This is a genomic window from Streptomyces sp. NPDC006368 (genome assembly GCF_040612535.1).
Lineage (GTDB): Bacteria > Actinomycetota > Actinomycetes > Streptomycetales > Streptomycetaceae > Streptomyces.
The window spans coordinates 1-24,511 of record NZ_JBEXQK010000049.1 but is presented as its reverse complement, the minus strand read 5'-3'; the positions used below and the strand labels follow the sequence as shown (position 1 = coordinate 24,511).

Annotated in this window: 24 protein-coding genes, 1 tRNA gene and 3 pseudogenes; 10 read left to right on the top strand and 18 right to left on the bottom strand. The window is 71.9% G+C overall.

Annotation, left to right across the window (positions count from 1 at the left end; translation table 11 throughout):
- Nucleotides 1-44: 44 nt before the first annotated feature.
- On the bottom strand, nucleotides 45-344 hold the full coding sequence (locus ABZZ38_RS26570; RefSeq protein WP_356744401.1) for a hypothetical protein: 300 nt from the start codon (nucleotides 342-344) through the stop codon (nucleotides 45-47).
- 114 nt (nucleotides 345-458) lie between these two features.
- Here ABZZ38_RS26570 and ABZZ38_RS26565 point away from each other — a divergent pair, with 114 nt between their 5' ends.
- Nucleotides 459-1,394 (top strand): NADP-dependent oxidoreductase, encoded by a 936-nt coding sequence (locus tag ABZZ38_RS26565; protein WP_356744399.1) that lies wholly within the window; start codon nucleotides 459-461, stop codon nucleotides 1,392-1,394.
- Nucleotides 1,395-1,433: 39 nt separating this feature from the next.
- On the opposite strand, the gene ABZZ38_RS26560 is transcribed toward ABZZ38_RS26565, so the two are convergent.
- Genes ABZZ38_RS26560 through ABZZ38_RS26550 form a run of 3 tightly spaced genes read right to left on the bottom strand, consistent with a single transcriptional unit; the run spans nucleotide 1,434 to nucleotide 2,673 of the window.
- Nucleotides 1,434-1,754 carry a DUF202 domain-containing protein gene (locus ABZZ38_RS26560; protein WP_356744397.1) on the bottom strand — a complete coding sequence of 107 codons (321 nt, stop codon included), beginning with the start codon at nucleotides 1,752-1,754 and terminating at the stop codon, nucleotides 1,434-1,436.
- On the bottom strand, nucleotides 1,754-2,146 hold the full coding sequence (locus ABZZ38_RS26555; protein ID WP_356744395.1) for a DUF202 domain-containing protein: 393 nt from the start codon (nucleotides 2,144-2,146) through the stop codon (nucleotides 1,754-1,756). Before ABZZ38_RS26555 ends, ABZZ38_RS26560 begins: the two co-directional genes overlap by 1 nt.
- A complete protein-coding gene (locus ABZZ38_RS26550) occupies nucleotides 2,143-2,673 on the bottom strand; it encodes an NUDIX domain-containing protein (RefSeq protein WP_356744393.1) in 531 nt (176 codons plus the stop codon). Before ABZZ38_RS26550 ends, ABZZ38_RS26555 begins: the two co-directional genes overlap by 4 nt.
- Nucleotides 2,674-2,766: 93 nt before the next feature.
- Here ABZZ38_RS26550 and ABZZ38_RS26545 point away from each other — a divergent pair, with 93 nt between their 5' ends.
- On the top strand, nucleotides 2,767-4,422 hold the full coding sequence (locus ABZZ38_RS26545; protein WP_356744391.1) for an FAD-binding dehydrogenase: 1,656 nt from the start codon (nucleotides 2,767-2,769) through the stop codon (nucleotides 4,420-4,422).
- Nucleotides 4,423-4,493: 71 nt separating this feature from the next.
- The gene (locus tag ABZZ38_RS26540) at nucleotides 4,494-5,168 is read left to right on the top strand and encodes a hypothetical protein (RefSeq protein ID WP_356744389.1); all 675 of its coding nucleotides are present in this window, start codon (nucleotides 4,494-4,496) and stop codon (nucleotides 5,166-5,168) included.
- Nucleotides 5,169-5,175: 7 nt separating this feature from the next.
- Here the strand turns inward: ABZZ38_RS26540 and ABZZ38_RS26535 are convergent, their stop codons facing one another.
- The 5 genes and pseudogenes from ABZZ38_RS26535 to ABZZ38_RS26515 all read right to left on the bottom strand — a co-directional run bounded on the left by ABZZ38_RS26535 (nucleotide 5,176) and on the right by ABZZ38_RS26515 (nucleotide 8,421).
- Nucleotides 5,176-5,562: a VOC family protein gene (locus ABZZ38_RS26535; protein ID WP_356744387.1), complete on the bottom strand. Its 387-nt coding sequence runs from the start codon at nucleotides 5,560-5,562 to the stop codon at nucleotides 5,176-5,178.
- A 9-nt stretch (nucleotides 5,563-5,571) separates the two neighbouring features.
- The gene (locus ABZZ38_RS26530) at nucleotides 5,572-5,979 is read right to left on the bottom strand and encodes a nuclear transport factor 2 family protein (RefSeq protein WP_356744433.1); all 408 of its coding nucleotides are present in this window, start codon (nucleotides 5,977-5,979) and stop codon (nucleotides 5,572-5,574) included.
- Between the two features lie 5 nt (nucleotides 5,980-5,984).
- A pseudogene (locus ABZZ38_RS26525) lies at nucleotides 5,985-6,400 on the bottom strand (RNA-binding protein).
- A gap of 74 nt (nucleotides 6,401-6,474) precedes the next feature.
- Nucleotides 6,475-7,902: a gluconate:H+ symporter gene (locus tag ABZZ38_RS26520; protein WP_356744385.1), complete on the bottom strand. Its 1,428-nt coding sequence runs from the start codon at nucleotides 7,900-7,902 to the stop codon at nucleotides 6,475-6,477.
- A 9-nt stretch (nucleotides 7,903-7,911) separates the two neighbouring features.
- Nucleotides 7,912-8,421, bottom strand: a complete 510-nt coding sequence (locus ABZZ38_RS26515; protein WP_356744383.1) for a gluconokinase — start codon at nucleotides 8,419-8,421, stop codon at nucleotides 7,912-7,914.
- Nucleotides 8,422-8,548: 127 nt separating this feature from the next.
- On the opposite strand from ABZZ38_RS26515, the gene ABZZ38_RS26510 reads away from it, so the two are divergent.
- The gene (locus ABZZ38_RS26510; protein ID WP_356744381.1) at nucleotides 8,549-9,262 is read left to right on the top strand and encodes an FCD domain-containing protein; all 714 of its coding nucleotides are present in this window, start codon (nucleotides 8,549-8,551) and stop codon (nucleotides 9,260-9,262) included.
- A 190-nt stretch (nucleotides 9,263-9,452) separates the two neighbouring features.
- On the top strand, nucleotides 9,453-10,916 hold the full coding sequence (locus ABZZ38_RS26505; RefSeq protein WP_356744379.1) for an amino acid permease: 1,464 nt from the start codon (nucleotides 9,453-9,455) through the stop codon (nucleotides 10,914-10,916).
- A gap of 68 nt (nucleotides 10,917-10,984) precedes the next feature.
- Here the strand turns inward: ABZZ38_RS26505 and ABZZ38_RS26500 are convergent, their stop codons facing one another.
- Entirely contained in the window at nucleotides 10,985-11,116 is a 132-nt protein-coding gene (locus ABZZ38_RS26500; RefSeq protein WP_356744377.1) for a hypothetical protein, read from the bottom strand.
- Between the two features lie 120 nt (nucleotides 11,117-11,236).
- On the opposite strand from ABZZ38_RS26500, the gene ABZZ38_RS26495 reads away from it, so the two are divergent.
- The gene (locus tag ABZZ38_RS26495; RefSeq protein WP_356744375.1) at nucleotides 11,237-11,911 is read left to right on the top strand and encodes a class I SAM-dependent methyltransferase; all 675 of its coding nucleotides are present in this window, start codon (nucleotides 11,237-11,239) and stop codon (nucleotides 11,909-11,911) included.
- Nucleotides 11,912-12,165: 254 nt separating this feature from the next.
- Nucleotides 12,166-13,062, top strand: a complete 897-nt coding sequence (locus tag ABZZ38_RS26490; protein ID WP_356744373.1) for a hypothetical protein — start codon at nucleotides 12,166-12,168, stop codon at nucleotides 13,060-13,062.
- A 207-nt stretch (nucleotides 13,063-13,269) separates the two neighbouring features.
- On the opposite strand, the pseudogene ABZZ38_RS26485 reads toward ABZZ38_RS26490, so the two are convergent.
- From ABZZ38_RS26485 to xylB, 6 genes and pseudogenes are all read right to left on the bottom strand, one after another.
- A pseudogene (locus ABZZ38_RS26485) lies at nucleotides 13,270-13,716 on the bottom strand (helix-turn-helix domain-containing protein); the annotation flags it as partial.
- 24 nt (nucleotides 13,717-13,740) lie between these two features.
- A complete protein-coding gene (locus ABZZ38_RS26480) occupies nucleotides 13,741-14,172 on the bottom strand; it encodes a hypothetical protein (protein WP_356744371.1) in 432 nt (143 codons plus the stop codon).
- 2 nt (nucleotides 14,173-14,174) lie between these two features.
- Nucleotides 14,175-14,372, bottom strand: a pseudogene (locus ABZZ38_RS26475) (IS630 family transposase); the annotation flags it as partial.
- A 342-nt stretch (nucleotides 14,373-14,714) separates the two neighbouring features.
- Nucleotides 14,715-15,644, bottom strand: coding sequence for an RluA family pseudouridine synthase (locus ABZZ38_RS26470; protein ID WP_356744369.1), 930 nt, complete (start codon nucleotides 15,642-15,644; stop codon nucleotides 14,715-14,717).
- Between the two features lie 83 nt (nucleotides 15,645-15,727).
- Entirely contained in the window at nucleotides 15,728-18,022 is a 2,295-nt protein-coding gene (gene yicI / locus ABZZ38_RS26465) for an alpha-xylosidase (protein ID WP_356744367.1), read from the bottom strand.
- On the bottom strand, nucleotides 18,019-19,458 hold the full coding sequence (gene xylB, locus ABZZ38_RS26460) for a xylulokinase (RefSeq protein ID WP_356744365.1): 1,440 nt from the start codon (nucleotides 19,456-19,458) through the stop codon (nucleotides 18,019-18,021). The genes yicI and xylB overlap by 4 nt, the downstream gene beginning before the upstream one ends.
- A 140-nt stretch (nucleotides 19,459-19,598) precedes the next feature.
- On the opposite strand from xylB, the gene xylA reads away from it, so the two are divergent.
- On the top strand, nucleotides 19,599-20,768 hold the full coding sequence (gene xylA / locus ABZZ38_RS26455) for a xylose isomerase (RefSeq protein WP_356744363.1): 1,170 nt from the start codon (nucleotides 19,599-19,601) through the stop codon (nucleotides 20,766-20,768).
- 360 nt (nucleotides 20,769-21,128) lie between these two features.
- Here the strand turns inward: xylA and ABZZ38_RS26450 are convergent, their stop codons facing one another.
- Together ABZZ38_RS26450 and ABZZ38_RS26445 are read right to left on the bottom strand one after the other, a co-directional pair.
- Nucleotides 21,129-22,367 carry an ROK family protein gene (locus tag ABZZ38_RS26450; RefSeq protein WP_356744361.1) on the bottom strand — a complete coding sequence of 413 codons (1,239 nt, stop codon included), beginning with the start codon at nucleotides 22,365-22,367 and terminating at the stop codon, nucleotides 21,129-21,131.
- An 89-nt stretch (nucleotides 22,368-22,456) separates the two neighbouring features.
- A tRNA-Leu gene (locus ABZZ38_RS26445) sits at nucleotides 22,457-22,541 on the bottom strand.
- Nucleotides 22,542-22,682: 141 nt separating this feature from the next.
- Between ABZZ38_RS26445 and ABZZ38_RS26440 the strand changes: the two genes are divergently transcribed.
- Together ABZZ38_RS26440 and ABZZ38_RS26435 are read left to right on the top strand one after the other, a co-directional pair.
- Nucleotides 22,683-24,020 carry a M20/M25/M40 family metallo-hydrolase gene (locus tag ABZZ38_RS26440; protein ID WP_356744360.1) on the top strand — a complete coding sequence of 446 codons (1,338 nt, stop codon included), beginning with the start codon at nucleotides 22,683-22,685 and terminating at the stop codon, nucleotides 24,018-24,020.
- A gap of 170 nt (nucleotides 24,021-24,190) precedes the next feature.
- Nucleotides 24,191-24,424 (top strand): chaplin, encoded by a 234-nt coding sequence (locus tag ABZZ38_RS26435; protein ID WP_356744358.1) that lies wholly within the window; start codon nucleotides 24,191-24,193, stop codon nucleotides 24,422-24,424.
- Nucleotides 24,425-24,511: the final 87 nt, after the last annotated feature.

Here is a 24,511-nt window from a genome sequence, read left to right as displayed (position 1 = left end):
GAGACTGCCAGGTGGGTCCGCGCGGGGCCAGGTCCGGACCCGCCTCAGTGATCGTCCCAGTGGCCGTCGTGGGACGCGTGCCGGTGTCCGTCGTGGACGTAGTCGACGTGGTCGCCGTGGCCGACCGCCGGGTGCCCGCAGCCGTCGCCGTGCTCATGGGTGTGACCACTGTGGGCGATGTGCTCGCCCGGCTCGCACTCGTCCCAGTGCCCGGAGTGCTCCCGGTGCAGATGCCCGTCGTGCACGTAGTCGAGGTGATCGTTGTGGGCGACGGCCGCGTGCCCGCAGGCCGGGCCGTGGGCGTGTTCGTGAGCGGCGTGCTCGTGATGGACCGGAGCGGTCATGGCGGCCCCCTGTACTCCTGGAAGGGCGTGGGTGACACCTCCAGGCTAGTCCTTTTCATCGGGAGTGATCCGTTTCGGCTTGCGCGCGGGCGGACCCCGGCCGAGGGTCGGAGCATGAAGGCGATCAGCTACAGCCGCTACGGCGGCCCCGAGGTCCTGGAGTTCGGTGAGCGCCCCGACCCCAAGGTCGGACCGGACAAGGTGCTCGTCAGAGTGCGGGCGGCGGCCGTGAACCCGGTCGACTGGAAGGCCCAGGCCGGGTACCTCGACACGACCTTCGACACCGTCTTCCCGGTGATCCCCGGCTGGGACGTCTCCGGCGTCGTCGTCCAGCCCGGGGTGTCCGTGCCGGAATTCGCCGTCGGGGACGAGGTCATGGGGTACGTACGCGAGGACGTCCTGTGCCACGGCACCTTCGCCGAGTACGTCGCGGCGCCCGTCCGCACCCTCGCGCGCAAGCCGCGCAACCTGAGCTTCGAGGAGGCGGCGGGCCTGCCGCTGGCCGGGCTCACCGCGTACCAGGTGCTCCACCGGGCGCTGCGGGTGCGGTCCGGGGACACCGTGCTGGTGACCGCCGCCTCGGGCGCCGTCGGGTCGATGGCCGTTCAGATCGCGCGGCACCTCGGCGCCCGCGTCATCGGCTCGGCGCGCGAGGCGGGCCAGGACCGGGTCCGGGAGCTCGGCGCCGAGCCGGTGCTGTACGGCGACGGGTTCAAGGCCCGGGTCAAGGACCTGGCGCCGCACGGTGTGGACGCCGCGTTCGACACGGTCGGCGGCCAGGCGCTGAAGGACGCGGCCAACCTGCTGGCGCCCGAGGGGCGGCTGGCGTCCATCGCGGACGGCGAGGTGCTCGGCCTGGGCGGCCACTACTACTGGGTACGCCCCGACCCGGCGGACCTCACGGCGCTCGCCGAGCTGGCGGAACAGGGCGCGGTGTCGGTACGGGTCGCCAGGACGTTCCCGCTGGAGCGCGCCGCCGACGCCCAGCGCGCGAACATGGAGGGCGGCCTGCACGGCAAGGTCGTGGTCACCGTCGACCGGGACGACTGACCAGGACGACTGACCGGGACGACCGGTCCCGCCGGCCCGCTACACCACCACGGCCACCGCGAAGGCCGCCAGCGCGATCGTGCAGGCGACCGCCGCCACCGCGACCCTCGGCGTCATCGGCCCCGGCCGCGCCGCGCCCAGCACCCGCATCCGCCGGTGCGCCACCCCCAGGAACCCCAGCCACACCAGCAGCGACAGCGCCGCGCCCAGCAGGCCGGCTGCCGTGACGTCGTGGTGCACCGCCTGCTTGGCCGCCAGCACCGCGGCGACCGTCGCCGACAGCGTCGTACGCCGCCAGGCGAGCCGCGTCCGCTCGGGCTGGAGCCCGGGGTCGCGGAGTGCGGCGTCCCCGCCCGCCATCAGCCGCGCCAGCCGAAGACGACGACCAGCACCATCGCGACGGCGACCACACCCACAGCGAGACTCAGCAGCGCCGGGAACCGGCTCACCGGCAGATCCTCGCCGCGCCGCATCGCCCGTTCGCACCGCACCCAGTGGTTCACCGCCCGCAGGGCGCACAGCGCCCCGGCGGCGAGGAGCGCGAGCGCCATCCCGACCCGGACGCCCCAGCGCAGGTCGGGCAGGAACTGGTCGACGGCGAACCCGCCGCCGACCAGCGCGAGGGCGGTCCGCAGCCAGGCGAGGAAGGTGCGCTCGTTGGCGAGGGAGAAGCGGTAGTCGGGCGTGTCGCCCTCTTCCCGGATCCGCTGCGGCGCGAACCACCACCGCAGGCCCCGCACGAAGTCGCTCACATGATCAGCCTACCGGCGCGGTGCGCCCGCAGCCTTTCGTACGCGGCCAGCCCGTCCGGCACCCACTCCCACTCGCCCAGCCGCGCCCGCAGCTCCCCCTCGGGCAGGAACCCGTGCCAGGCGACCTCCTCCACCTGCGGGTCCACCGGCAGGGCGCACCGCACCTCGTACACGGCCGACCACCACGACCCGCGCCCGCCGCCGTCCTCGTACAGGAACCGGAACAGCGGCGCGGGCCGCGGCAGTCCGCGCACGCCCAGCTCCTCCTCCGCCTCCCGCAGCGCCGCGTCGTCGTAGCTCTCGCCCGCCCCGACGACCCCGCCGACGAACATGTCGTACAGGGACGGGAAGAGCGGCTTCGTCGCCGTACGGCGGTGGACGAACACCCGGTCCTCGGCGTCCCGCGCGAGGACGAACACACAGCGGTGGCGCAGGCCCCGCGCGTACACCTCACCGCGCGGGGCCCGCCCCACCACCTCGTCGTGCTCGTCGACGACGTCCAGGATCTCGTCAGAGGGAGAAGTCATGCCGCCATGAAATCACCGGCCGCGCCTCCCGGGGCTTGACGCGTTACCGCCCGGTACCGAAGATCGGACCACCCTGCCGACAAGGATGTGCCCATGGCGTACGACGCTGACGTGATCGTGATCGGGGCGGGCCTCGCGGGGCTGGCCGCCACCGCGGAACTCGTCGACGCCGGACGCACCGTCATCCTTCTGGACCAGGAGCCCGAACAGTCGATCGGCGGCCAGGCCCACTGGTCCTTCGGCGGCCTCTTCCTCGTCGACTCGCCCGAGCAGCGCCGGATGCGGATCCGCGACAGCCACGCCCTCGCCCTGCAGGACTGGCTCGGCACGGCCGGCTTCGACCGCGCCGAGGACCACTGGCCGCGCGAGTGGGCCGAGGCGTACGTCGACTTCGCGGCCGGCGAGAAGCGGCCCTGGCTGCGCCGGCAGGGCGTCCGGTTCTTCCCGGTCGTCGGCTGGGCCGAGCGCGGCGGGTACGACGCCACCGGGCACGGCAACTCGGTGCCGCGCTTCCACATCACCTGGGGCACCGGACCCGGTCTCGTCGCCCCCTTCGAGCGGCGCGTGCGCGCGGGTGTCGCCAAGGGCCTGGTCCGGCTCGCGTTCCGTCACCGGGTCACGGGCCTGGGCCGCACCGCGGGCGCCGTCGACACCGTCAGCGGCGAGATCCTGGAGCCGTCCGGCGCGGCGCGCGGCACGGCGAGCAGCCGGGAGGTGGCCGGGGCGTTCGAGTACCGGGCCCAGGCGGTGATCGTCACCTCCGGCGGCATCGGCGGCAACCACGACCTCGTACGCGCCCAGTGGCCGCGGCGGCTCGGCACCCCGCCCGAGAAGATGCTCTCCGGCGTGCCCGCCCACGTCGACGGTCTGATGCTCGGCATCGCGGAGGCGGCCGGCGCCCACCACATCAACCGCGACCGGATGTGGCACTACACCGAGGGCATCGAGAACTGGAACCCCATCTGGGCCAGGCACGGCATCCGCATCCTGCCCGGCCCCTCCTCGCTCTGGCTGGACGCCCGCGGCAAGCGGCTCCCCGTCCCGCTCTTCCCCGGCTTCGACACGCTCGGCACCCTCGAACACATCATGAGGTCCGGGTACGGCCACACCTGGTTCGTCCTCAACCAGCGCATCATCGGCAAGGAGTTCACCCTCTCCGGCTCGGAGCAGAACCCGGACCTGACCGGCAAGTCGGTCCGCGGCGTCCTGGACCGGGCGCGCGCCGACGTCCCCGGCCCGGTCAAGGCGTTCATGGACCACGGCGCCGACTTCGTCATCGAGAACGACCTGCCGTCCCTGGTGCGCGGCATGAACGCCCTCACCGAGGAACCCCTGATCGAGGAGGCCGCGCTGCGCCGCGAGATCGTCGCCCGGGACCGGGAGATCGCCAACCCCTTCACCAAGGACCTCCAGGTCACGGCGATCCACGGCGCCCGCAAGTACCTCGGCGACCGTCTGATCCGCACGGTCGCGCCGCACCGCGTCCTCGACCCGAAGGCGGGCCCCCTGGTCGCGGTCCGCCTCAACATCCTCACCCGCAAGTCCCTCGGCGGCCTGGAGACCGACCTCTCCTCCCGCGTCCTGACCGCCGGCGGAACCCCGCTCCCCGGGGTCTACGCGGCCGGTGAGGCCGCCGGCTTCGGCGGCGGCGGCGTCCACGGCTACCGCTCCCTGGAGGGCACCTTCCTCGGCGGCTGCCTCTTCTCCGGCCGTACGGCGGGCCGCGCGGCGGCGAAGGCGGTCGGCTGAGTACGTCCGCCCACGCGGGTTGAGTACTCCACCGCAGGGGGAGCGGCCCGGCGGGCCGATAGCGTCGGATCATGACCAGCGGCCCCCTCCCCACCGACCCACTCCCGGCCGGCGGCCTGCCCACCGGCGACCCGCGCGACGTCGCTACCGCCCCCGGCGGGCCCGCCGCGCCCCATCGCTCGCCCGCCAGGACTCTCGGCTGCGTCGTCGGCGCCCTCGTGCTCACGCTCACCGTCCTGCTCGTGGTGGGCGTGGTGCTTCTGGAACGGGCCGGGCAACGGGAGGCGGACGTGAAGGCCGGGATCGAACTGACCTCCGGCGGCGGCTACGGCGCCCCGCTGGCACCGGGGCAGACGGCCACGTACGAGGACGGGGTACGCGCCACGGTGGGCGAGGCGCGGCGTATCCCGCCCGTCCCCCGCGACCCGGGACGCCGTCCGGGCCACCTCACCTACGCGTTCTCGGTGACGTACGTCAACGGCGGCGACCGGACCGTGGAGGTGAGCGGTTACGACGACGCCACCGCCGGGCGCGGCGGCGTGGGCGACCTCGCGGGGCTGGCCCACGACCCCGAGAACCCGCGCACGGGCGACGACTGGTTCCCGGAAACCCTCGCCCCGGGCGAGCGCGTGACGGTGCTGCTCCGGTTCAACGTGCCCGCGAACGCGGCTGCCCTGACCTTCGACACGCAGGTGACCGAGGAATACCGCGAGCTCGCCCGCTGGGAGCTGCCCCTCCGGACGTGAGCCCGCGTCAGGGGCGGGAGCGCAGCGGATGGCCCTCGGGCACTTCGACGAGGGCGATGCGCACGCCGTCCGGGTCGGCGATCCACATCTCGATCAGTCCCCACGGCTCCTCCTGCGGGGGCCGCAGCACCTCCACCCCGCGCGCCCGCAACTCCTCGTGGGCGGCCCGCACGTCGGCCACCTGCATCCACAGCCGCAGGGCGGGTGAGGGCGGGGCGGTGGAGCGGCCGGACACCTCGAGGAACCCGCCGCCGAGGAAGTACACCGTGCCCCGTTCGGGGCCCGTACCGAACTCCCGGTACACCGCGAGCCCCAGCGCCTCCCCGTAGAAGTCGCGCGACCGCTGGGGGTCCGTGGGGCTCAACAAGATCCTGCTGCCGAGTACATGCACCATGGGCCGAGCCTACGACCCGGATGATCCGGCGTCCGGGACACGTCCCATGTCCCGGCCACCGTCGGTCGGCGTCGCCTGGTGGTGGTACAGCTGCCAGCCGGCGCCCTCGGGGCAGGACCGGCGCCGCCACAGGGAGCTGCGCCGCGCCCGCCGGCCCGCGATGACCGATTCGTACGTCAGATGCACCACGTCCGTCGCCAGCTGAGTGCCCGTCAGGCCCGAGATCTCGTAGCGGGGGCCGTCCTCGGAGCTGCCCGCCATCTCGGGGAGCTCGGCGAGCATCTCGTCGCGGGTCCACCGCCGTCCCGAGGCGCCGACCTCCACGAAGTCGGGGTGCAGCAGGCGGGCGGCCTCCGCGCGGGAGGCGCGCACGGCCGGGTCGGCCAGCCGCAGCTCGCCCGCGATGGCCTCGTCCACGCCCGTCACACCAGCACCTCCATCACGCGGAAGCCTTCCGCGACGATCACCGTGGTGTCGTCGACCGTGAAGTCCGGGTCCCCGAGCGCCTCGCGCTCGGCGCTGCGCCGGGACCCCTCGTGCCCCGCCCGCCACTCGGCGACCGGGCCGTACCGCGCGCCCTCGTCGAGCGCGTGCCGCGGGTCCACCGCGCCGAGGGGCAGCGCCCCACCTCGGTGAGTTCCGGCGCCGCGACCTCGCGGCCGTCCGAGTCGATGAGCGCCGACCCCTCGCTCACCGGCGGGAGTTCCTCGCCCCCCGCCTCGCACTCGGCCGGCAGACCGCTCCCCGGCACCTTCTCGCCGGACACGGCGGCGGCGACCAGCCGGTCGCGCGGCGGCCCGGGGAAGGCCGGCGGACACGGCTTCAGGGCGGGAGGCATGCGCGCCAGTCTGGCACGCGTGCCTCCCGCCCCGACATCGATTTCCGGACCGCCGGCCCGGGTGTCCCGACCGTCTACAACACCAGCGACAGCAGCAGGACCATCACGATGCCGACGACCGAGATGATCGTCTCCATCACCGACCACGTCTTGACCGTCTGGCCGACGTTCATCCCGAAGTACTCCTTCACCAGCCAGAACCCGGCGTCGTTCACATGGCTGAAGAAGAGCGAACCGGCGCCGATCGCCAGCACCAGCAGCGCCGCGTGCGTCGTCGACATGTCCGCCGCGAGCGGCGCGACGAGCCCCGCCGCCGAGATCGTGGCGACCGTCGCCGAGCCGGTCGCCAGCCGGATCGCCACCGCGATCAGCCACGCCAGCAGCAGGGCCGGGATCGACCAGTTCTCCGAGAACTCCAGGACCATCCGGCCCACGCCCGCGTCGATGAGCGTCTGCTTGAACCCGCCGCCCGCGCCCACGATGAGCAGCACGCCCGCGATCGGGGCGAGTGACGTCTCGACGGTCGACGAGAGCCGCTCCCTGGTGAACCCGGCCGCCCGGCCCAGCGTCAAGAGGCCCACCAGCACGGCCGCCAGCAGAGCGATCAGCGGCGAGCCGATGACATCGGTCACCCGCTGCACGTGGTTCCCGGGATCGTCGACGACGATGTCCACGAGCGCCTTGCCCAGCATCAGGACCACCGGCAGCAGCACCGTCGCCACCGTGGCGCCGAAGCCCGGCCGCCGCTCCAGCTCCTCCGACGCGCGCTGCGCGGGGGCCTGGGGGGACCCCCCGGTGGAAAACAGCATGTGCTCGGGCACCGGGACGTCCACCCACCGCGCCGCGTAGCGGGAGAACACCGGCCCGGCGATGATCACCGTCGGTATGGCGACCAGGACACCCAGGGCGAGCGTGACGCCCAGGTTCGCGCCGAGCGCGTCGATGGCGACCAGCGGCCCGGGGTGCGGCGGGATCAGACCGTGCATCACGGACAGCCCGGCGAGGGCCGGGATGCCGATCCGCATCAGTGAGTGGTCGCCGCGCTTGGCGACCAGCAGCACGACCGGGATCAGCAGCACGATGCCGACCTCGAAGAACAGCGGCAGCCCGATCACGGAGGCGATCAGCACCATCGCCCAGGGCATGGCCCGGCCGCCCGCCCTGGCGAGGATCGTGTCGACGATCTGGTCGGCGCCACCGGAGTCGGCGAGCAGCTTGCCGAGGATCGCGCCGAGTGCGATGAGCACGCCCACACCGGCGACGGTGGACCCCAGGCCCTTGGTGAAGGACTCGACGGCCTTGGCGAGCGGGGCGCCCGCGAAGGCGCCCAGGGCGAGGGAGCCGATGGTGAGCGCCAGGAAGGCATGGAGCTTGAGCTTCGTGATGAGCAGCACGATGACGGCGATGCCCGCCAGGACCGCGATGCCCAGCTGGGCGTTGCCCGCCGATGTGATCGGCTCGGCGGCGTCCGCTGCCAGCATCTCGACGTGGAGACTGGTCACAGGGAGTCCTCAGTTGGCGAGCCGGCGCAGCGCGGCGACGGCCCGGTCGGTGATTTCCTCGGGGGTGCCGGACACATCGACGGCGACGCCGGCCTCGTCGTCCCCCAGCGGCTGCAGCGTGGCGAACTGCGAATCGAGCAGCGCGGTGGGCATGAAGTGCCCCTTGCGCGCGGTCATCCGCTCCTCGATCAGCGCCCGGTCGCCGGTCAGATGCAGGAAGACGACGCCCGGGGCGGCGGCCCGCAGCCGGTCCCGGTAGGCCCGCTTCAGCGCCGAACCGCTGACCACCCCGCCGAGGCCCGCTCGCCCCTGTGCCCACTGTCCGATCGCGTCGAGCCAGGGCCACCGGTCGTCGTCGTCCAGCGGGGTGCCGGCCGACATCTTGGCGATGTTCGCCTCGGGGTGGAAGTCGTCGCCCTCGGCGTAGGGCACGCCCAGGCGCTCGGCGACCAGCGGACCGATGGTGGTCTTGCCGGTGCCCGCCACGCCCATCACAACGACGACCGGTGGGTTCTGCATGGGTGTGCGCCTCGCTGTCTTCCTCGACATCGACTCCGTCGCCGCACACTGAAACCCATCGGGTACGACGTATACAAGACCCTGTGACATAAAAGTCATACTTTTTGGGCCCGGTTACGCTATGCACATGACGACTCAGGCCCGGGGGCTCCATACGCATGTGCTGGACACCCTGGGCCTCGCGATCACAGCGGGGGAGTACCCGCCCGGCAGCGTCCTGCGCACCGACGCACTCGCCCAGCGCTTCGAGGTGTCCCGCACCGTCGTCCGCGAGGTGGTCCGCGTCCTCGAATCGATGCACCTCGTCGAGTCGCGCCGTCGCGTCGGCGTGACCGTCCGCGCCACCGAGCAGTGGAACGTCTACGACCCCCAGGTCATCCGCTGGCGCCTGGCCGGCGCCGACCGCCCCCGCCAGCTCCGCTCGCTCACCGTCCTGCGCTCCGCCGTCGAACCGGTCGCCGCCGGCCTCGCCGCCGTCCACGCCACCCCGCAGCAGTGCCGCGACCTCACCGAGCACGCCCTGGGCATGGTCGCCACCTCGCGCGGCCGTCGACTGGAGGCGTACCTGGTGCACGACATCGCCTTCCATCGCGTCGTGCTGAACGCCTCCGGCAACGAGATGTTCGCCCGCCTCGGCGACGTCGTCGCGGAGGTCCTCACCGGCCGCACGCAGCACCGGGTGATGTTCGACGACCCCGATCCGGCCGCCGTCACGCTCCACGTCCGGGTCGCCGAGGCCGTACGGGAGAGGGACGCGGCGCGCGCCGAGGAGCTGACCCGCGAGATCGCGGTGGGGGCCCTGCGCGAGCTCGATGTCCTGGCGCCCCGAGGTTCCCTTTAAACTGCTGACGCCGATTAACCGGCCGGTAACCTCAGAAACACCTCAGATCCGCCCGTACGTGACATAGGCCACAGCCAAAACCGCAGCGCAGCCGTGACTATGTGGCCTGGCCTTTATGCCATCACGGTGACCATCCTCATCACCGGCGTACGGCTGATACCGCACGACCCCTCACAAAGGCGACTTCCAGATGAGTGACCGCACCATGCCTGCGGCCGACACCCTGAGCCCCGGTACGCCGCCGGCGACGGGCGCCCCCCACATCGACGCCGGTGACGCCGGTTACAGCAAGGACCTCAAGTCCCGCCACATCAACATGATCGCGATCGGTGGCGCGATCGGCACCGGCCTGTTCCTGGGTGCGGGTGGCCGCCTTGCGGGTGCGGGCCCCTCCCTGGCGATCGCGTACGCCGTCTGCGGCGTCTTCGCCTTCTTCGTCGTCCGCGCGCTCGGTGAGCTGGTGCTCTACCGCCCGTCCTCCGGCGCCTTCGTCTCGTACGCCCGTGAGTTCATGGGGGAGAAGGGCGCCTACACGGCCGGCTGGCTCTACTTCCTGAACTGGTCGACCACCGCCGTCGCCGACATCACCGCTGCCGCGACCTACGCCCACTTCTGGGCCATGTTCAGCGACGTCCCGCAGTGGGTCCTCGCCCTGATCGCCCTCGCCGTCGTCCTGACCGCGAACCTGATCTCGGTGAAGTACTTCGGCGAGATGGAGTTCTGGTTCGCGATCATCAAGGTCGCCGCGCTCGTGATCTTCATGTGTGTCGGCATCTTCCTCGTCGTCACCCAGCACGAGGTCGGCGGCCACACCCCGGGCCTGTCCACCATCACCGACAGCGGCGGCATCTTCCCGGCCGGCATGCTGCCGATGCTGATGGTCGTCCAGGGCGTCGTCTTCGCGTACGCCTCCGTCGAGCTGTGCGGCGTCGCCGCCGGTGAGACCAAGAACCCCGAGAAGATCATGCCGAAGGCGATCAACTCGATCATGTGGCGCGTGGGCCTGTTCTACGTCGGCTCCGTCGTGCTGCTCGCGCTCCTGCTGCCGTACACCTCGTACTCCGGCGACCAGAGCCCCTTCGTCACCGTCTTCGACAAGCTGGGCATCCCGGGCACGGCCGGCATCATGAACCTGGTCGTCCTCACCGCCGCGCTCTCCAGCCTGAACTCGGGCCTGTACTCCACCGGCCGCATCCTGCGCTCGATGGCCATGTCCGGGTCCGCCCCCAGGTTCACCGCCCGCATGAACAAGGGCCAGGTGCCCTACGGCGGCATCCTGCTCACCGCCGGCTTCGGTGTCCTGGGCGTCGGCCTCAACTACGTCATGCCGGGCGAGGCCTTCGAGATCGTGCTGAACCTCGCCTCCATCGGCATCCTCGGCACCTGGGGCATGATCATGCTCTGCTCGCTGCTGTTCTGGTCGCGCGCGAAGGAGGGCAAGGTCAGCCGGCCGTCCTACCGGCTCCCCTGGGCTCCCTACACGCAGATCGTGACGCTGGTGTTCCTCGTCTCCGTCCTCGGTCTGATGTGGTGGGGCGGCGGCGTCGGCCGGACCACCGTCAACCTGCTGCCGCTGATCGCGGCCCTGCTGGTCGGTGGCTGGTTCCTGGTCCGCAAGCGCGTCCTCGCCCTCACCGCGGCGCAGCAGGGCTGACGCTCCGCAGACGCGAGAACCCCCGCCTGACAGCGTCGTCCGGCGGGGGTTCCGTCGTACGGGGGGCGTCAGCCGTGGTGGCCGCCGCCGTGGCCGCCCGCACCGTGGTCGAACCTCAGCGCCTCCCTGGGCATCACCACGAACGGCCGCATCATGCCCATGTCCTTGACGCTCCGGCCCTGGGCGGACATCAGCAGCACGAGCGCCCGCCGCGGCCGGACCGATCCGGCAGTGGACCGATTACCCCGCCAGGGAACAGGCGGAAGAGAAGATCGTCATTCTCCCGGCTCGCCTCAGCGCCGGGAACTACTGTCGCGAGCATGGTCGAACACGATGCTTTCAGTGCCACCCGCGAGGCCTACGACGCTGCTGCCCCCGTGTATGCGCAGCAGTTCCGCGACACGCTGCGTGACAGGCCCCTGGACCGTGCGATCCTGAGTGCCTTCGCCGAGGTCGCGAGTGCGACTGGGGACGGTCGGGTCGCGGACCTGGGGTGTGGACCTGGCTATGTCACCGCGTATCTGGACGAGCTGGGGCCGGCGGCGTTCGGCGTCGATGCCTCTCCCGCAATGATCAAGCTGGCTCGACAGGCCTATCCGTCCTTGCGGTTCGACGTGGGCTCGATGGCCGCGTTGAACATCGCTGACGGCGTGCTGGGCGGCGTACTCTCCCGTTGGTCCATCATCCACACTCCGCCACAAGAACTCCCCGTCATCCTGGACGAGTTCCACCGCGTGCTGGCACCGGGCGGCCACCTTCTGGTCGGCTTTTGGGCAAGCGAAGATCCGTCTCATCCGACACAGGTCTTCGATCACGCGGTCACGCCGGCCTATCGCTGGCTGCCTGATCACCTCGCCGCGATGCTGCGCGAGGCCGGATTGGTCGAGGTGGCCCGGATGGTTCGCGAGCCTCAGCCCACCGACCGACGGCAGTTCCAGGAGGTCCATCTACTCGCCCGCAAAGCCCAGGCAGGGGCTGTCCGATCGAGAACATGACCGGGACCGGCCCCCCGGACGGGGACTGTCCGGCTCCCGGCGGCGGCGACTCGTGATCAGGACTCACCGCCCGTTCGAGCGCTGTACGCGTGGCGCACTGGGTGATCTCTCCCCCTGAAGGCGCCTTGTTGCCCGCAACAACCTTCTACCCTTGGACGCGGCCGAACGTGACGACGGCAGCGGGCGCTCGACCGACCGGGCAGGTGCCGGGAGCCCGCGACAGCGCCCGGACCGGGCCTCATATGCTGCACGCCATGAGCATGCCCGCCCGCAGTGCCGCCACCACGTTCACCGGCTGGGGCATGGTCCTGAGCGGGGCGGGCGCCGTGGCCGCCTCCATCTGGGGGGTCTCGCCGTACCCGCCGCTCGTAGCCGAGCTGGTCCTCGCCGGCCTCGCCGTGGTCTGCGCGGCGGGCTGGGTGATCGCCTCGTACAGGGCCGCTGCCCGTGTCCCCGACCCGTTCAGCGAGCCCATTCGCAAGACCCGGCAGCCGAACCCAGTCCTGCCCTACCTCATAGGCTTCGGCGTCCCCTTGGCCACCTTCGCCGCCTTTCTGACGGCCTTCACCGTCAGCAGCTCCTACGGCCGCGAGACCGAGCGTCTGGAGCGTGCCGGATACGGCGAGTACGAGGTGAGGGTTGTCCGACTCGCGGGCAAGCCCGAGTTCCACGAGGGCGACGAGGACATCGAGCCGTACTACCTCACCGACCTCACCCTGCGGATCCCCTACGAGGACGGCCCCCGCGAGGTCACCGTCACCGGCATGTACACCCGCTACAAGCCGCCCGCGCCCGGTACCGGGATCGAAGTCCACTACGCTCCCCGCGACCCTGGCAGCCCCGTGACCGAAAACGGTGAACGCTCCAAGCCCCGCCTGATCTTCGTCGTGTATTTCGGTCTCTGGATCTGGCCCCTGATCCTGGTCATAGGTGGCGGCCTGAAGGCGTACGCCGGCGCGAAGGACCTGCACCGGCTGCGCAGATTCCGCCCCGAAGTCCACCTGCCCGCGCTCGGCATCCTCCTGACTGGCGTGGCACTGCTCCTGCCCACCGCCCTGGAACTCGAGGTAGCGGGATACGCCCGGACGCTTGCCCTCCTCTCGTGCGTGACCCCCGCCCTGGCCATGGCCTGGGTGGCCAGGACAAACTGAGCCGGCGTCGCTCGCGTAGACGACCGGCGCCACCCGCTCGTGCAGTGTGCGGGCCGTGCCGGCCGGTCAGAGGCCCCTGCGGCCGCGCTTCGCGCTGGCCTCCGGGCCACCCTGGACAGTCAGATGCACGATGGGTGGGGAGATCCACTGGGCAGGTGTGGGGTCACCCCGAGCGAGGGGTGGCCGTTTTCAAGGAGCGCCATCACGGGTCGCCGGCAGCCGGTCGAGCCGGTCCTTTTCGGCCCAGCGAGTGCCGCCGGTGGGGCGTATGCCCAGCGGGCCGAACTCGTCGAAGGCGAACGTGCGGTCCGGGAAGTGCTCCAGGACGTGCTCGATCCGGTCGAGCTTGGCGTCGCGGTCGGGGTCGGTTGACTCCGTCCACGTCTTGGTGTGCTGGAAGGTGATCCCGCGGCGGGCAAGCAAAGTTCGCAATGCCTCGCGGCCGATGCGGATCACCCTGCCCTGGGCTTTGCGCAGATGGGCGACGAGTTTGCGGATGGACCAGCGAGTGAAGGGCCAGCCGAGTTCGAGGGGGCGGGTGGTGGCCGTCCGCACGACAAAGTCCTCGTCGTCAGGACTGAGCAGGCGGGGACGGCCTCCCGCCCACTGAGGGTCCAGGCAGGCCAGGCCGATCTCGTTGAACCGGTGGATCACGTCGCGGACGGTGTCCTCATCGGCCTAGAGCTCATAGTCCTGCGCCAGCTCCTCCCAGCGAATGTTGCGCAGCACAAGGTCGGCGTCCTCGCCCGACGGGACATCCAAGCTGGTCTGGAACCAGACCACGGTGAGAGCGGAATGGTGCAGCACCGGGTCGAGTTCAGGAGCGACCGCTGTCGAGCGGAAGGCCCCGATGCAGGCAACGGAAGGCAGTACCTCGACGGGGCCGAAGGCGCCGGCGGTCTGGTCCGGGTACTCGCGGGAGGGTGGAACCAGATGGACCGGTGTGGAGGGAAACGCACGTTCAGCCTGCCGCTGGAGGCCCCTGACCTTCATGTCATTGATGGGCTTGCACGGGTAGCCCTCCAGCATCCCTCCGTAGGTTGAAGACATTTGCAGCTCGGTGAGCTCGATTGAACGTCCGGACGAGAGGGCTATGCGGCTCAGCGACATGCCGACACCCTATGTACAAGATTCACTTCCGATACACGGCCTAATTGGGCGATCACCGGGACCCGGTTACCTCCGGCCGAGGCCGGGATCATCATCGCCCGCCGGTAGCGCACCGTGCTGGTACCGCCCCGGCGCACGATCTGTTGAAGCCTCTGCCCTTCTTGGTCGGTCAGTCTGCGGACCTTGACCGGCTCTGCCACCGCGCCTCCACGCACCAGGTTGGATGTCGTCACATCCAACCGGGCGCAAGGCCCGCACCGCGAACGGCAACCCGGTGAACCTGCACGGTCAGAGCACTGCGCCGGTGTCACCGAACGGGACTGTTCGAAGAGATCGCGCGCGGCATGGTTCTTGCGAACGGGCGAATGTGGCTGTGTGTTGCTCGAATGCGTTCGTCGGCGCGTCCGGATCCCACCCTGCGATGCCTCGCGCGTGCTCGCCTGTGGACGCTGTGGCGCAGCCGGTCTGACTGCTCCATCGCTGCGAACGCGAGGTGCCGTCCCCGCCCCCGTACGGCCGAAAGACGCACCCGCCCGCTCGCGTCAATCGAGGCCGGTGAGGGTCAGGCGGCTTGTGAAGCTCGTCCGGGAACCGGTGAACGGATCGGTGAACTCCAGCGTCCGCGCGAGGAGTTGCAGGGGACGCGTCCAGTCCTCCGGCCCCTCCTCCCGCACGACGGGATAGAGCGGGTCGTTCAGGATCGGTACGCCGAGAGCGTTCATGTGGACCCGCAGCTGATGGGTCCGGCCGGTCTCCGGGACCAGCCGGTACCGGCCGAGGCCGCCCCGGTGCTCCAGCAGCTCGACGCGGCTCTCACTGTTCGGCTCGCCCGCCTCCTCACGGGCCGCCAGGTCGCCCCGCTCCTTCACGATCCGGCTGCGCACGGTCACGGGGAGGGCGAGCCCGGGATCGTACGCCGCCACCGCCTCGTACTCCTTGCGCACCAGCCGGTCCCGGAACAGCGTCTGGTAGGCGCCCCGGTCCTCCGGCCTGACGACGAAGAGCGCGAGCCCCGCCGTCAGCCGGTCCAGCCGGTGCGCGGGCTGGAGCCACGGCAGGTCCAGCTCGCGCCGCAGCCGCGCCAGCGCCGTCTCGGTCACATGCCGTCCCCGCGGCGTCGTCGCGAGGAAGTGCGGCTTGTCGGCGACCACGACGCGCTCGTCCCGGTGGACGACGCCGATCTCGAACGGCACCCGCTCCTCGGCCGGGAGGTCCCGGTGGAACCACAGGTACCGCCCCGCCGTGTACGGCTCGTCCCCGCCGACCGGCACCCCGTCCGCCCCGACGAACCGCCCCTCCGCGAGCATCGCGTCCACCCGCGCCGCCCCGATCGCCCCCGCGTACCGCCCCGCCAGGTGGTCCCGCACGGTCGCCCACGCCCCCTCGGGGTCGGCGGGCAGCCGCAGCCGCACCGGGTCGACACCGGCGCGCTGCGGCAGCGGGGCCGGCGGGGTCTTCGTCCTGCGTCTCACCGCCCCACGGTAAACCGCCGCTCGGGACAGCCGTACGGCCCCGTCGCCCGTCGCCCCGCGCGGTGGAGCGGGGCGACCGGCGCTCAGGGCAGGCGGACGACGACCTCGCCCGTGCCGCGCGCGGAACCCCCGCCGACCACCCGCACCCGGAACGGCCGGTCGGTGCCCCGCGCCGTCACCCGCAGCGTCCCCCCGTCCCGTACGGCCGTGTACGTGGCGGCCGGCGCGCCCCGGTGGTCCGGCACCGTCACCACCACGCCGTCCGCGTCGCGCTGGGCCAGCAGCGTCAGCCCCGACGTCCAGTCGCCGTCGGGCCGCTGGTCGTCCGCGCCCAGCGGCAGCACCGCGCCCGGCCGCACGTAGAGCGGCAGGCTGTCGAAGCCGTGCGTCTCACGCCGCCAGACCGGCCCGGTCACCGTCTCGCCGGTCAGCAGATGCGTCCAGTCGCCCTCGGGCAGGTAGAACTCGACGTCACCCTCCGCCGTGAACACCGGCGCGACGAGCAGGCCGGGGCCGAGCATGTACTGCCGGTCCAGCGTCCGGCAGGCCGGGTCGTCCGGGAACTCCAGCAGCATCGGCCGCATCAGCGGCGTCCCGTCGCGGTGCGCCTCCACGGCGGCGCCGTACAGATAGGGCATCAGCCGGTGCTTCAGCTCGGTGAACTGCCGCGCCACCTCCACCGCCTCGTCCCCGAACTCCCACGGCACGCGGTACGACATGTTCCCATGCAGCCTGCTGTGCGACGACAGCAGGCCGAAGGCCAGCCAGCGCTTGAACACCTCCGGGTCGGGCGTGCCCTCGAAGCCGCCGATGTCATGGCTCCAGAAGCCGAACCCGGACAGGCTCAGGGACAGCCCGCCGCGCAGCGACTCCGCCATCGCGTTGAACGACGCGAAACAGTCGCCGCCCCAGTGCACCGGGTACTGCTGCCCGCCCGCCGTCGCCGACCGCGCGAACAGCACGGCCTCACCCGCCCCGCGCTCCTTCTCCAGCAGTTCGAAGACACACTGGTTGTACAGGTGCGTGTAGTAGTTGTGCATCCGCTCCGGGTCGGACCCGTCGTGCCACACCACATCGGTCGGCACCCGCTCGCCGAAGTCGGTCTTGAAGCAGTCCACGCCCTGGTCGAGCAGCGTCCTGAGCTTGGACTGGAACCAGGCGCGTGCCTCGGGGTGGGTGAAGTCGACCAGCGCCATCCCGGCCTGCCACAGATCCCACTGCCAGATGTCGCCGTTCGGCCTCCTCACCAGGTACCCGAGCCGCGCCGCCTCCTCGAACAGCGCCGACTTCTGCGCGATGTACGGGTTGATCCACATGCTGATCCGCAGACCGCGCTCCTTGAGCCGGGCCAGCATCCCCTCCGGATCCGGAAAGGTGTCCGGATCCCAGCGGAAGTCCGTCCACTGGTACTCACGCATCCAGAAGCAGTCGAAGTGGAAGACGGACAGGGGGATGTTCCGCTCGGCCATCCCGTCCACGAAGGACGTGACCGTCTCCTCGTCGTACGGCGTGCAGAACGACGTCGTGAGCCACAGCCCGAACGACCACGCCGGCGGGAGCGCCGGCCGCCCGGTCAGCGCGGTGTAGCGGGCCAGGACCTCCTTGGGCGTGGGCCCGGCGACGACGTAGTACTCGATCGACTGGTCCTCGACGCTGAACTGCACCTGCCCGACCGACTCCGAGCCGATCTCGTACGACACCTTGCCGGGGTGGTTGACGAACACGCCGTACCCGCGCGAGGAGAGGTGGAAGGGGATGTTCTTGTACGCCTGCTCACTGCTGGTGCCCCCGTCGGCCTGCCAGATGTCGACGGACTGGCCGTTCTTCACGTACGGCGTGAAGCGCTCGCCGAGCCCGTAGACGTACTCGCCGACCCCGAGGGCGAGCTGCGCGACCATGTGGTGCGCGCCGTCACCGGTGGTGGCGAACGCGGTCCCCTTGGCCTCCACGGCGGTGAGGCGCCTGCCGTCCGCGTCGAGGAACGTCAGCCCCCAGGGGCCGTCGCCGTCCAGGCGGACGGTGAGCGGTCCGCTGGTGAGCTCGGTGACCGAGCCCTCGCGCCGCGTCCGGGCCGCGTACACCACCTCCGGGCCCTCCCCCTCCGCGTCCCCCGTCCCCGCGTCCCGCAACGCGAAGTCCGGGCCGCGGTGGGCCTTCCCGGCGTGATGGGTGGCGCGCACCCCGATGACGCCCTCGGCGGGCGAGAAGCACTCCACCGTGATGAGCGGAGAGTTGAGGGTGTGCCCCCGGTGCTCGACCCGCCTGACCGCCGCGTACGCGGTGAAGTGGTCGTCGCTGACGTGCAGATCGCGCACTTCGGTGGCGTACGAGACGTGCACGCCGTCGCGCATCAGCCAGAAGCCGTCCGTGAACTTCATCGCGTTCCCAGGGAGATGTAGGTGTCGAGGACCGCGGCGATCCGGTCCCACGTGCCATGATCCCGCTCGACCGGCGGGAGCGTCGCGCCCTCGCCGGTCCGCCACGCGGTGGCGAGGGCCACGGGGTCGTCGCCGGTGACGGCGCCCGCCGCGAGCGCGGCGGCGCCCAGGGCGACCAGTTCGGTGGTACGGGGCAGGACGACGGCCCGCCCGGAGAGCCGGCGCACGGTCTCGACCCAGGTACGGCCCCGCGCGCCGCCCCCGATCACCCGCAGCGGCGCGTCCGCCGTCGCGGGCGGCAGCGCCTCCAGGGCGCGCAGGACGGTGAAGACCGCCCCCTCGTACGCGGCGCCGAGGAGCTGCCGCCCGCTGGTGGCGTGGCGCAACCCGGTGAGCAGCCCCGAGGCGCCCGGCAGGTCGGGCGTGCGCTCGCCGTCGAGGTACGGGAGGAGGACGGCCTCCCCGCCGGGGGCGGCGTCCTCGCGGTCCAGGCCCAGCAGGTGCGCCACCTTGTCCACGGCGAGCGTGCAGTTGAGGGTGCACCCGAGGGGCAGGTACGTGCCGTCGGTGGCGGCGAAACCGGCGAGCGCGGCCGTGGCGGGCCGGGTCGCGGTGGCCGCGAAGACCGTCCCGGACGTGCCGAGGGAGACCACCGGATGGTCCAGGAGCCCGGCCCGGCCGAGCCCGAGGCCCACGGCGGCGGCCATGTTGTCGCCGGTGCCCGCGGCGACCGCGACGCCCTCGGGCAGGCCGAGCTCCTTCGCCGCGGCGGAGGTCAGCGTCCCGACGCGCGTCGCGCCGCCGGGCGCGACGGCCGGCAGCATGGCCCGCTCCAGGCCCAGGAGGCCGAGGAGCTCGGGGTCGTACGCCCCGGTCGCGGTGTTGTACCAGCAGGTGCCCGACGCGTCCCCGGGGTCGGTGGCGGCCACCCCGCTCAGCCGCTCGGTGAGGAAGTCATGGGGGAGGCGTACGGCGGCGGTCGCCTCGGCCCTGCGCGGTTCGTTCTCCCGCAGCCAGCGCCACTTGGCCGCCGTCATGGACGCCACGGGCACGGAGCCGGTCCGCTCCAGCCAGCCCCGGGCGCCGAGCTCGGCGGTGAGGGCGGCGGCCTGGGGCGCGGAGCGTGTGTCGTTCCACAGCACGGCGGGCCGCAGGGGGCGCCCGGCGCGGTCGAGGGCGACGAGGCCGTGCTGCTGGCCGGCGACCGCGACGCCGGTGACGGCGCGGGGGTCGAAGCCGTCCAGGGCGCTCCCCACGGCGTCCACGAGCGCCCGCCACCACTGCTCCGGATCGCTCTCACGGGCCCCGTCGGACCCGCTCACGGTGTGGGCCGCGCGCCCGACGGCCAGGACCCGACCGGAGTCGGCGTCGACGACGGCCGCCTTGGCGGACTGCGTGGAGCTGTCCACCCCGATGACGTACCTGAGTCGGTCCATCTTTTGATCGTACACAAAACAAATTGGCGGAGGGAAGACACCAGCACCACCGCTCTTGCCGCGACGCCCCGCCTGCTCTATTAATAATCACAAAAAACAAATCTGGCCGTACGGCTACCGTGAGCAGCGAAGGGGCAGACATGCAGGACCGCTTCACCCCCACCCCCGAGGACAGGTTCACCTTCGGTCTGTGGACCGTGGGCTGGCAAGGGGTCGACCCCTTCGGCACCGCCACCCGCCCCCCGCTCGACCCGGTCGAGTCGGTGGAGCGCCTCGCCGAACTCGGCGCGTACGGGGTGACTTTCCACGACGACGACCTGATCCCGTTCGGCTCCTCCGACGCCGAACGCGAGACCGCGGTCAAGCGGTTCCGCGCCGCCCTGGAACGCACCGGCATGAAGGTGCCGATGGCCACCACCAACCTCTTCACCCACCCCGTGTTCAAGGACGGTGCCTTCACCGCCAACGACCGCGACGTCCGCCGCTATGCGCTGCGCAAGACCCTGCGCAACATCGACCTCGCCGTGGAGCTCGGTGCGACGGTGTACGTGGCGTGGGGAGGCCGCGAGGGTGCGGAGTCCGGCGCGGCCAAGGACGTCCGCGCCGCCCTCGACCGCATGAAGGAAGCCTTCGACCTGCTCGGCCAGTACGTCACCGAGCAGGGTTACGACCTGCGCTTCGCCATCGAGCCCAAGCCCAACGAGCCGCGCGGCGACATCCTGCTGCCCACCATCGGCCACGCCCTCGCCTTCATCGAACGCCTGGAGCGCCCCCATCTGGTCGGTGTGAACCCCGAGGTGGGCCACGAGCAGATGGCCGGCCTCAACTTCCCCCACGGCATCGCCCAGGCCCTGTGGGCCGGGAAGCTCTTCCACATCGACCTCAACGGCCAGTCGGGCATCAAGTACGACCAGGATCTCCGTTTCGGCGCGGGCGACCTGCGCCAGGCGTTCTGGCTGGTCGACCTGCTGGAGAGCGCCGGCTACGACGGACCCCGCCACTTCGACTTCAAGCCCGTGCGCACGGACGGCTTCGACGGCGTCTGGGAGTCCGCGAAGAACTGCATGCGCAACTACCTCGTCCTCAAGGACCGCGCCGCCGCGTTCCGCGCCGACCCGCGGGTCCAGGAGGCCCTGTCCACCTCCCGCCTCCCCGACCTGGCCCGCCCCACGGCCGAAGACGGCCTCTCCTCCCTGCTGGCGGACCCCTCCGCCTACGAGTCCTTCGACGTCACCGCCGCGGCATCCCGCTCCATGTCCTTCGAACGCCTCGACCAACTGGCCCTGAACCACCTCCTCTCCGCCCACTGACCCGGTCGGGCCCGGCCCGGTCCAAGACGCCAGGACCGGGCCGCACGCCCACGGTGTGCCCACGCGGGGGTGATTCCGGCCCCATGCTCCGACGCGGCGCCAAGCCGCGGCGATGCCCGTTGCCGCTTCACCCCGCACCGCACCACGCCGGACCCGCATCACGCCGGACCGGCGGCACCGGCCCATCGGGTTCGGGGACCGGGCCCGCCCCGGGCAGCCCCTCCGGGGACGCCGGACCGGGGCCGCCCCGCGCCCACCCGGCGCGGCTTCCGCACCACGCCGGGCCGGACGCCCCGCGCCGACCGCCCGGCTGCGACTCCCCGGGCCCGGGGCGCTCCCGCGCCGGGCCCGCCCACCGCCCTAACCCGCCACCCGCTCCACATGCCCCGCCGGGTCCGCGATCACGTCCCGTACCACCAGCGCCGCCGCCCCCCGCGCCGCGTCCCCCGAGGACGACGACGCCCGCAGCCGGCCGCTCCCCGCGGGCCACAGCCCCGAGACGACCCGGGCCGTCAGTTCCTCGTCCACCGCCGGCCCGAGCCACGGCATCAGCCCCCGGTAGATCCCGCCCAGCACGACCGCGTCCGGGTCCAGCAGGTTCACCGCGCCGGACACGACCAGCCCGAGCATCTGCCCCGCCCGCTCCAGCGCCGCCACCGCCCGGGCATCGCCCCGTCCGGCCCGCCGCTCCACCTCCACCACACCCGGCATCCCGGCCTGCTCGTCGATGCCGGCACCCCGCAGCAGCGCCGCCTGCCCGGCGTACTGCTCCAGGCAGCCACGCGAACCGCACCGGCACTCGGGGCCGTCGCGGTCCACCACCACGTGCCCGATCTCGCCCGCGAAACCGTGTGCCCCGCGCATCAGCTCGCCGTCGACGACCAGCGCCCCGCCCACCCCGATCTCGCCCGTCAGGTACAGGAAGCTGCGTACGCGCTCCAGCCCGCCGAACCACAACTCGGCCAGGGCGGCGGCGTTCGCCTCGTTGTCCGAGCCCACACAGAGCGCCCGCCGGCCGGGCAGCAGGGCGGACAGCGCCTGCGCGAACAGCCCCTCCGCCGCCACCCGGTTCCACCCGAGGTTCGGCGCCTGGCGCACCGTGCCCCCCGACACCAGACCGGGCAGCGCGAGCCGCGCCCCCGCGGGGGCGAGCTGCTGCTCCGCCGCGGAGTCCAGCGTCCGCGCGGCGATCCGGGCGGCCCGCTCCAGCACCTCGCCGGGCGGTACGCCCCGGTTGTCCAGGTGTTCGGTGAGCCGCACCCGGTCGGTGCCCGCGAGGTCCACGACGCACACCGACACGTAATCGATGTTGATCTCCACCCCGAGCCCGGCGGGCCCGGTCCGCGCGACCCGCAGCGCCGTCCCCGGCCGCCCGGCGTGCCCGCTGAACGTCTTGCCCGACTCGGTGAGGAATCCGCTCACCAGCAACTGTTCGACCAGCGACGACACCGCCGCCCGGGTCAGTCCCACCCGCGCCGCGACCGCGGCCCGGGTCGCCTCGCCCTCGTCGTGCACGGCCCGCAGCACCAGGCTGAGGTTGTGCCGCCGCACGGTGGCCTTGTCCGCCTTGGGCTCCAGCGGATCCAGAGTGTTCTTCATCGTGCGGCCGAGCCTATGCGAACCCCGACAACGCGAAAGCGCGGCCCCGGCCTCCCGGCCGAACCCGCGCCACTCGCGTACCAACTGTGTGTCCGAGGGGGGACTTGAACCCCCACGCCCGATAAAGGGCACTAGCACCTCAAGCTAGCGCGTCTGCCATTCCGCCACCCGGACCAGGTGTCTGTCTCGCGGCCCGTGGCCGTTCCGACGTGGAAAACCATAGCAAACATTCGGAGGGCTCGATCACGCCCCCGCCCGCGACGACGGAGGGGGCAGGATGAGGGGACCAGCAGCACCTACGCGGGAGGAACCAGCGTGAGCGAGTCGAGCGCGGCACGAACCGCCGATGCCACCGTCACCGGGGAGGACGAGGTCGTCGACCTCTGCCGCGACCTGATCCGGATCGACACCAGCAACTACGGCGACCACTCGGGCCCGGGGGAGCGTGCCGCCGCCGAGTACATCGCGGAGAAGCTCGCCGAGGTGGGCCTCGAACCGAAGATCATCGAGTCCCACAAGGGCCGCGCCTCCACCGTGGCACGGATCGCCGGCGAGGACCCCTCGCGGCCCGCGCTCCTGATCCACGGCCACACCGACGTCGTGCCCGCGAACGCGGACGACTGGACGTACGACCCGTTCTCCGGCGAGATCGCCGACGGCTGCGTCTGGGGCCGCGGCGCGGTCGACATGAAGGACATGGACGCGATGACCCTCGCGGTCGTACGGGACAGGCTGCGCAGCGGCCGCAAACCCCCGCGCGACATCGTGCTGGCGTTCCTGGCCGACGAGGAGGCGGGCGGTACGTACGGCGCCCGGCACCTCGTCGACAAGCACCCCGGCCTCTTCGAGGGCGTGACGGAGGCGATCGGCGAGGTCGGCGGCTTCTCCTTCACCGTCAACGAGAACCTGCGGCTGTACCTGGTCGAGACCGCGGAGAAGGGCATGCACTGGATGCGGCTCACGGTCGACGGCACGGCCGGCCACGGGTCGATGACCAACACGGACAACGCCATCACGGAGCTGTGCGAGGCGGTGGGGCGGCTCGGTCGGCACACCTGGCCGGTCAGGGTCACCAAGACCGTCCGGTCGTTCCTCGACGAGCTGTCCGACGCCCTCGGCACCCCGCTGGACCCGGAGGACATGGAGGCCACGCTGGCCAAGCTGGGCGGCATCGCCAAGATGATCGGCGCCACGCTCCGCAACTCCGCCGCCCCCACCATGCTCGGCGCCGGCTACAAGGTCAACGTGATCCCCGGCCAGGCCACGGCCCACGTGGACGGGCGGTTCCTGCCGGGGTACGAGGAGGAGTTCCTCGCCGACCTCGACCGCATCCTCGGGCCGCGCGTACGGCGCGAGGACGTGCACGGCGACAAGGCGCTGGAGACCAGCTTCGACGGAGACCTGGTGGACGCGATGCAGGCGGCGCTGAAGGCGGAGGACCCGATCGCCCGGGCGGTGCCGTACATGCTGTCCGGCGGCACCGACGCCAAGTCCTTCGACGACCTCGGTATCCGCTGCTTCGGGTTCGCGCCGCTGCGACTGCCGCCGGAACTGGACTTCGCCGGCATGTTCCACGGCGTGGACGAGCGGGTGCCGGTGGAGGGACTCAAGTTCGGTGTCAGGGTGCTGGACCGGTTCATCGACGCGAGCTGATCGCCGGACAGGGCGATTAGTCGGCTGAAACGAAACTCCAATAATCGACCGCCTGTGCACACACGACCGAAATGGGTGAACGCGGTCAGCACCACGTAGCCCCGTTACCTCCCCCTCGTTACAGGTGGTGCGGTCCGCGGTTGGGACCGCATTGCCTACAAGGAGGAATGATGATCAAGAAGGTCGTCGCTGTTGTGGCCGCCACCGGTGGTCTGATGCTGGCGGGCGCGGGCATGGCCGTCGCCGATGCGGGTGCGAGCGGCGCCGCCGTTGGCAGCCCGGGCGTCGTTTCGGGCAACGTGGTGCAGGTTCCCATCCACATCCCGATCAACGCCTGCGGTAACACGGTCAACATCATCGGTCTGCTGAACCCGGCCTTCGGCAACACCTGCGTCAACGACTGACCAGGTCCCACGTCGAACCCGATGTCGATCCTCGCCCCGTAAGGGTGTGAGCACGGTCGGCCCCGGAGCGCGTGCCACGCGCTCCGG

What these genes read in the sequence shown, in the direction of transcription:
- ABZZ38_RS26570 (WP_356744401.1), bottom strand. Translation starts at nt 344, where the DNA reads ATGACCGCTCCGGTCCATCACGAGCACGCCGCTCACGAACACGCCCAC.
- ABZZ38_RS26565 (WP_356744399.1), top strand. Translation starts at nt 459, where the DNA reads ATGAAGGCGATCAGCTACAGCCGCTACGGCGGCCCCGAGGTCCTGGAG.
- ABZZ38_RS26560 (WP_356744397.1), bottom strand. Translation starts at nt 1,754, where the DNA reads ATGGCGGGCGGGGACGCCGCACTCCGCGACCCCGGGCTCCAGCCCGAG.
- ABZZ38_RS26550 (WP_356744393.1), bottom strand. Translation starts at nt 2,673, where the DNA reads ATGACTTCTCCCTCTGACGAGATCCTGGACGTCGTCGACGAGCACGAC.
- ABZZ38_RS26545 (WP_356744391.1), top strand. Translation starts at nt 2,767, where the DNA reads ATGGCGTACGACGCTGACGTGATCGTGATCGGGGCGGGCCTCGCGGGG.
- ABZZ38_RS26540 (WP_356744389.1), top strand. Translation starts at nt 4,494, where the DNA reads ATGACCAGCGGCCCCCTCCCCACCGACCCACTCCCGGCCGGCGGCCTG.
- ABZZ38_RS26535 (WP_356744387.1), bottom strand. Translation starts at nt 5,562, where the DNA reads ATGGTGCATGTACTCGGCAGCAGGATCTTGTTGAGCCCCACGGACCCC.
- ABZZ38_RS26515 (WP_356744383.1), bottom strand. Translation starts at nt 8,421, where the DNA reads ATGCAGAACCCACCGGTCGTCGTTGTGATGGGCGTGGCGGGCACCGGC.
- ABZZ38_RS26510 (WP_356744381.1), top strand. Translation starts at nt 8,549, where the DNA reads ATGACGACTCAGGCCCGGGGGCTCCATACGCATGTGCTGGACACCCTG.
- ABZZ38_RS26505 (WP_356744379.1), top strand. Translation starts at nt 9,453, where the DNA reads ATGAGTGACCGCACCATGCCTGCGGCCGACACCCTGAGCCCCGGTACG.
- ABZZ38_RS26495 (WP_356744375.1), top strand. Translation starts at nt 11,237, where the DNA reads ATGGTCGAACACGATGCTTTCAGTGCCACCCGCGAGGCCTACGACGCT.
- ABZZ38_RS26490 (WP_356744373.1), top strand. Translation starts at nt 12,166, where the DNA reads ATGAGCATGCCCGCCCGCAGTGCCGCCACCACGTTCACCGGCTGGGGC.
- ABZZ38_RS26480 (WP_356744371.1), bottom strand. Translation starts at nt 14,172, where the DNA reads ATGTCGCTGAGCCGCATAGCCCTCTCGTCCGGACGTTCAATCGAGCTC.
- yicI (WP_356744367.1), bottom strand. Translation starts at nt 18,022, where the DNA reads ATGAAGTTCACGGACGGCTTCTGGCTGATGCGCGACGGCGTGCACGTC.
- xylB (WP_356744365.1), bottom strand. Translation starts at nt 19,458, where the DNA reads ATGGACCGACTCAGGTACGTCATCGGGGTGGACAGCTCCACGCAGTCC.
- xylA (WP_356744363.1), top strand. Translation starts at nt 19,599, where the DNA reads ATGCAGGACCGCTTCACCCCCACCCCCGAGGACAGGTTCACCTTCGGT.
- ABZZ38_RS26450 (WP_356744361.1), bottom strand. Translation starts at nt 22,367, where the DNA reads ATGAAGAACACTCTGGATCCGCTGGAGCCCAAGGCGGACAAGGCCACC.
- ABZZ38_RS26435 (WP_356744358.1), top strand. Translation starts at nt 24,191, where the DNA reads ATGATCAAGAAGGTCGTCGCTGTTGTGGCCGCCACCGGTGGTCTGATG.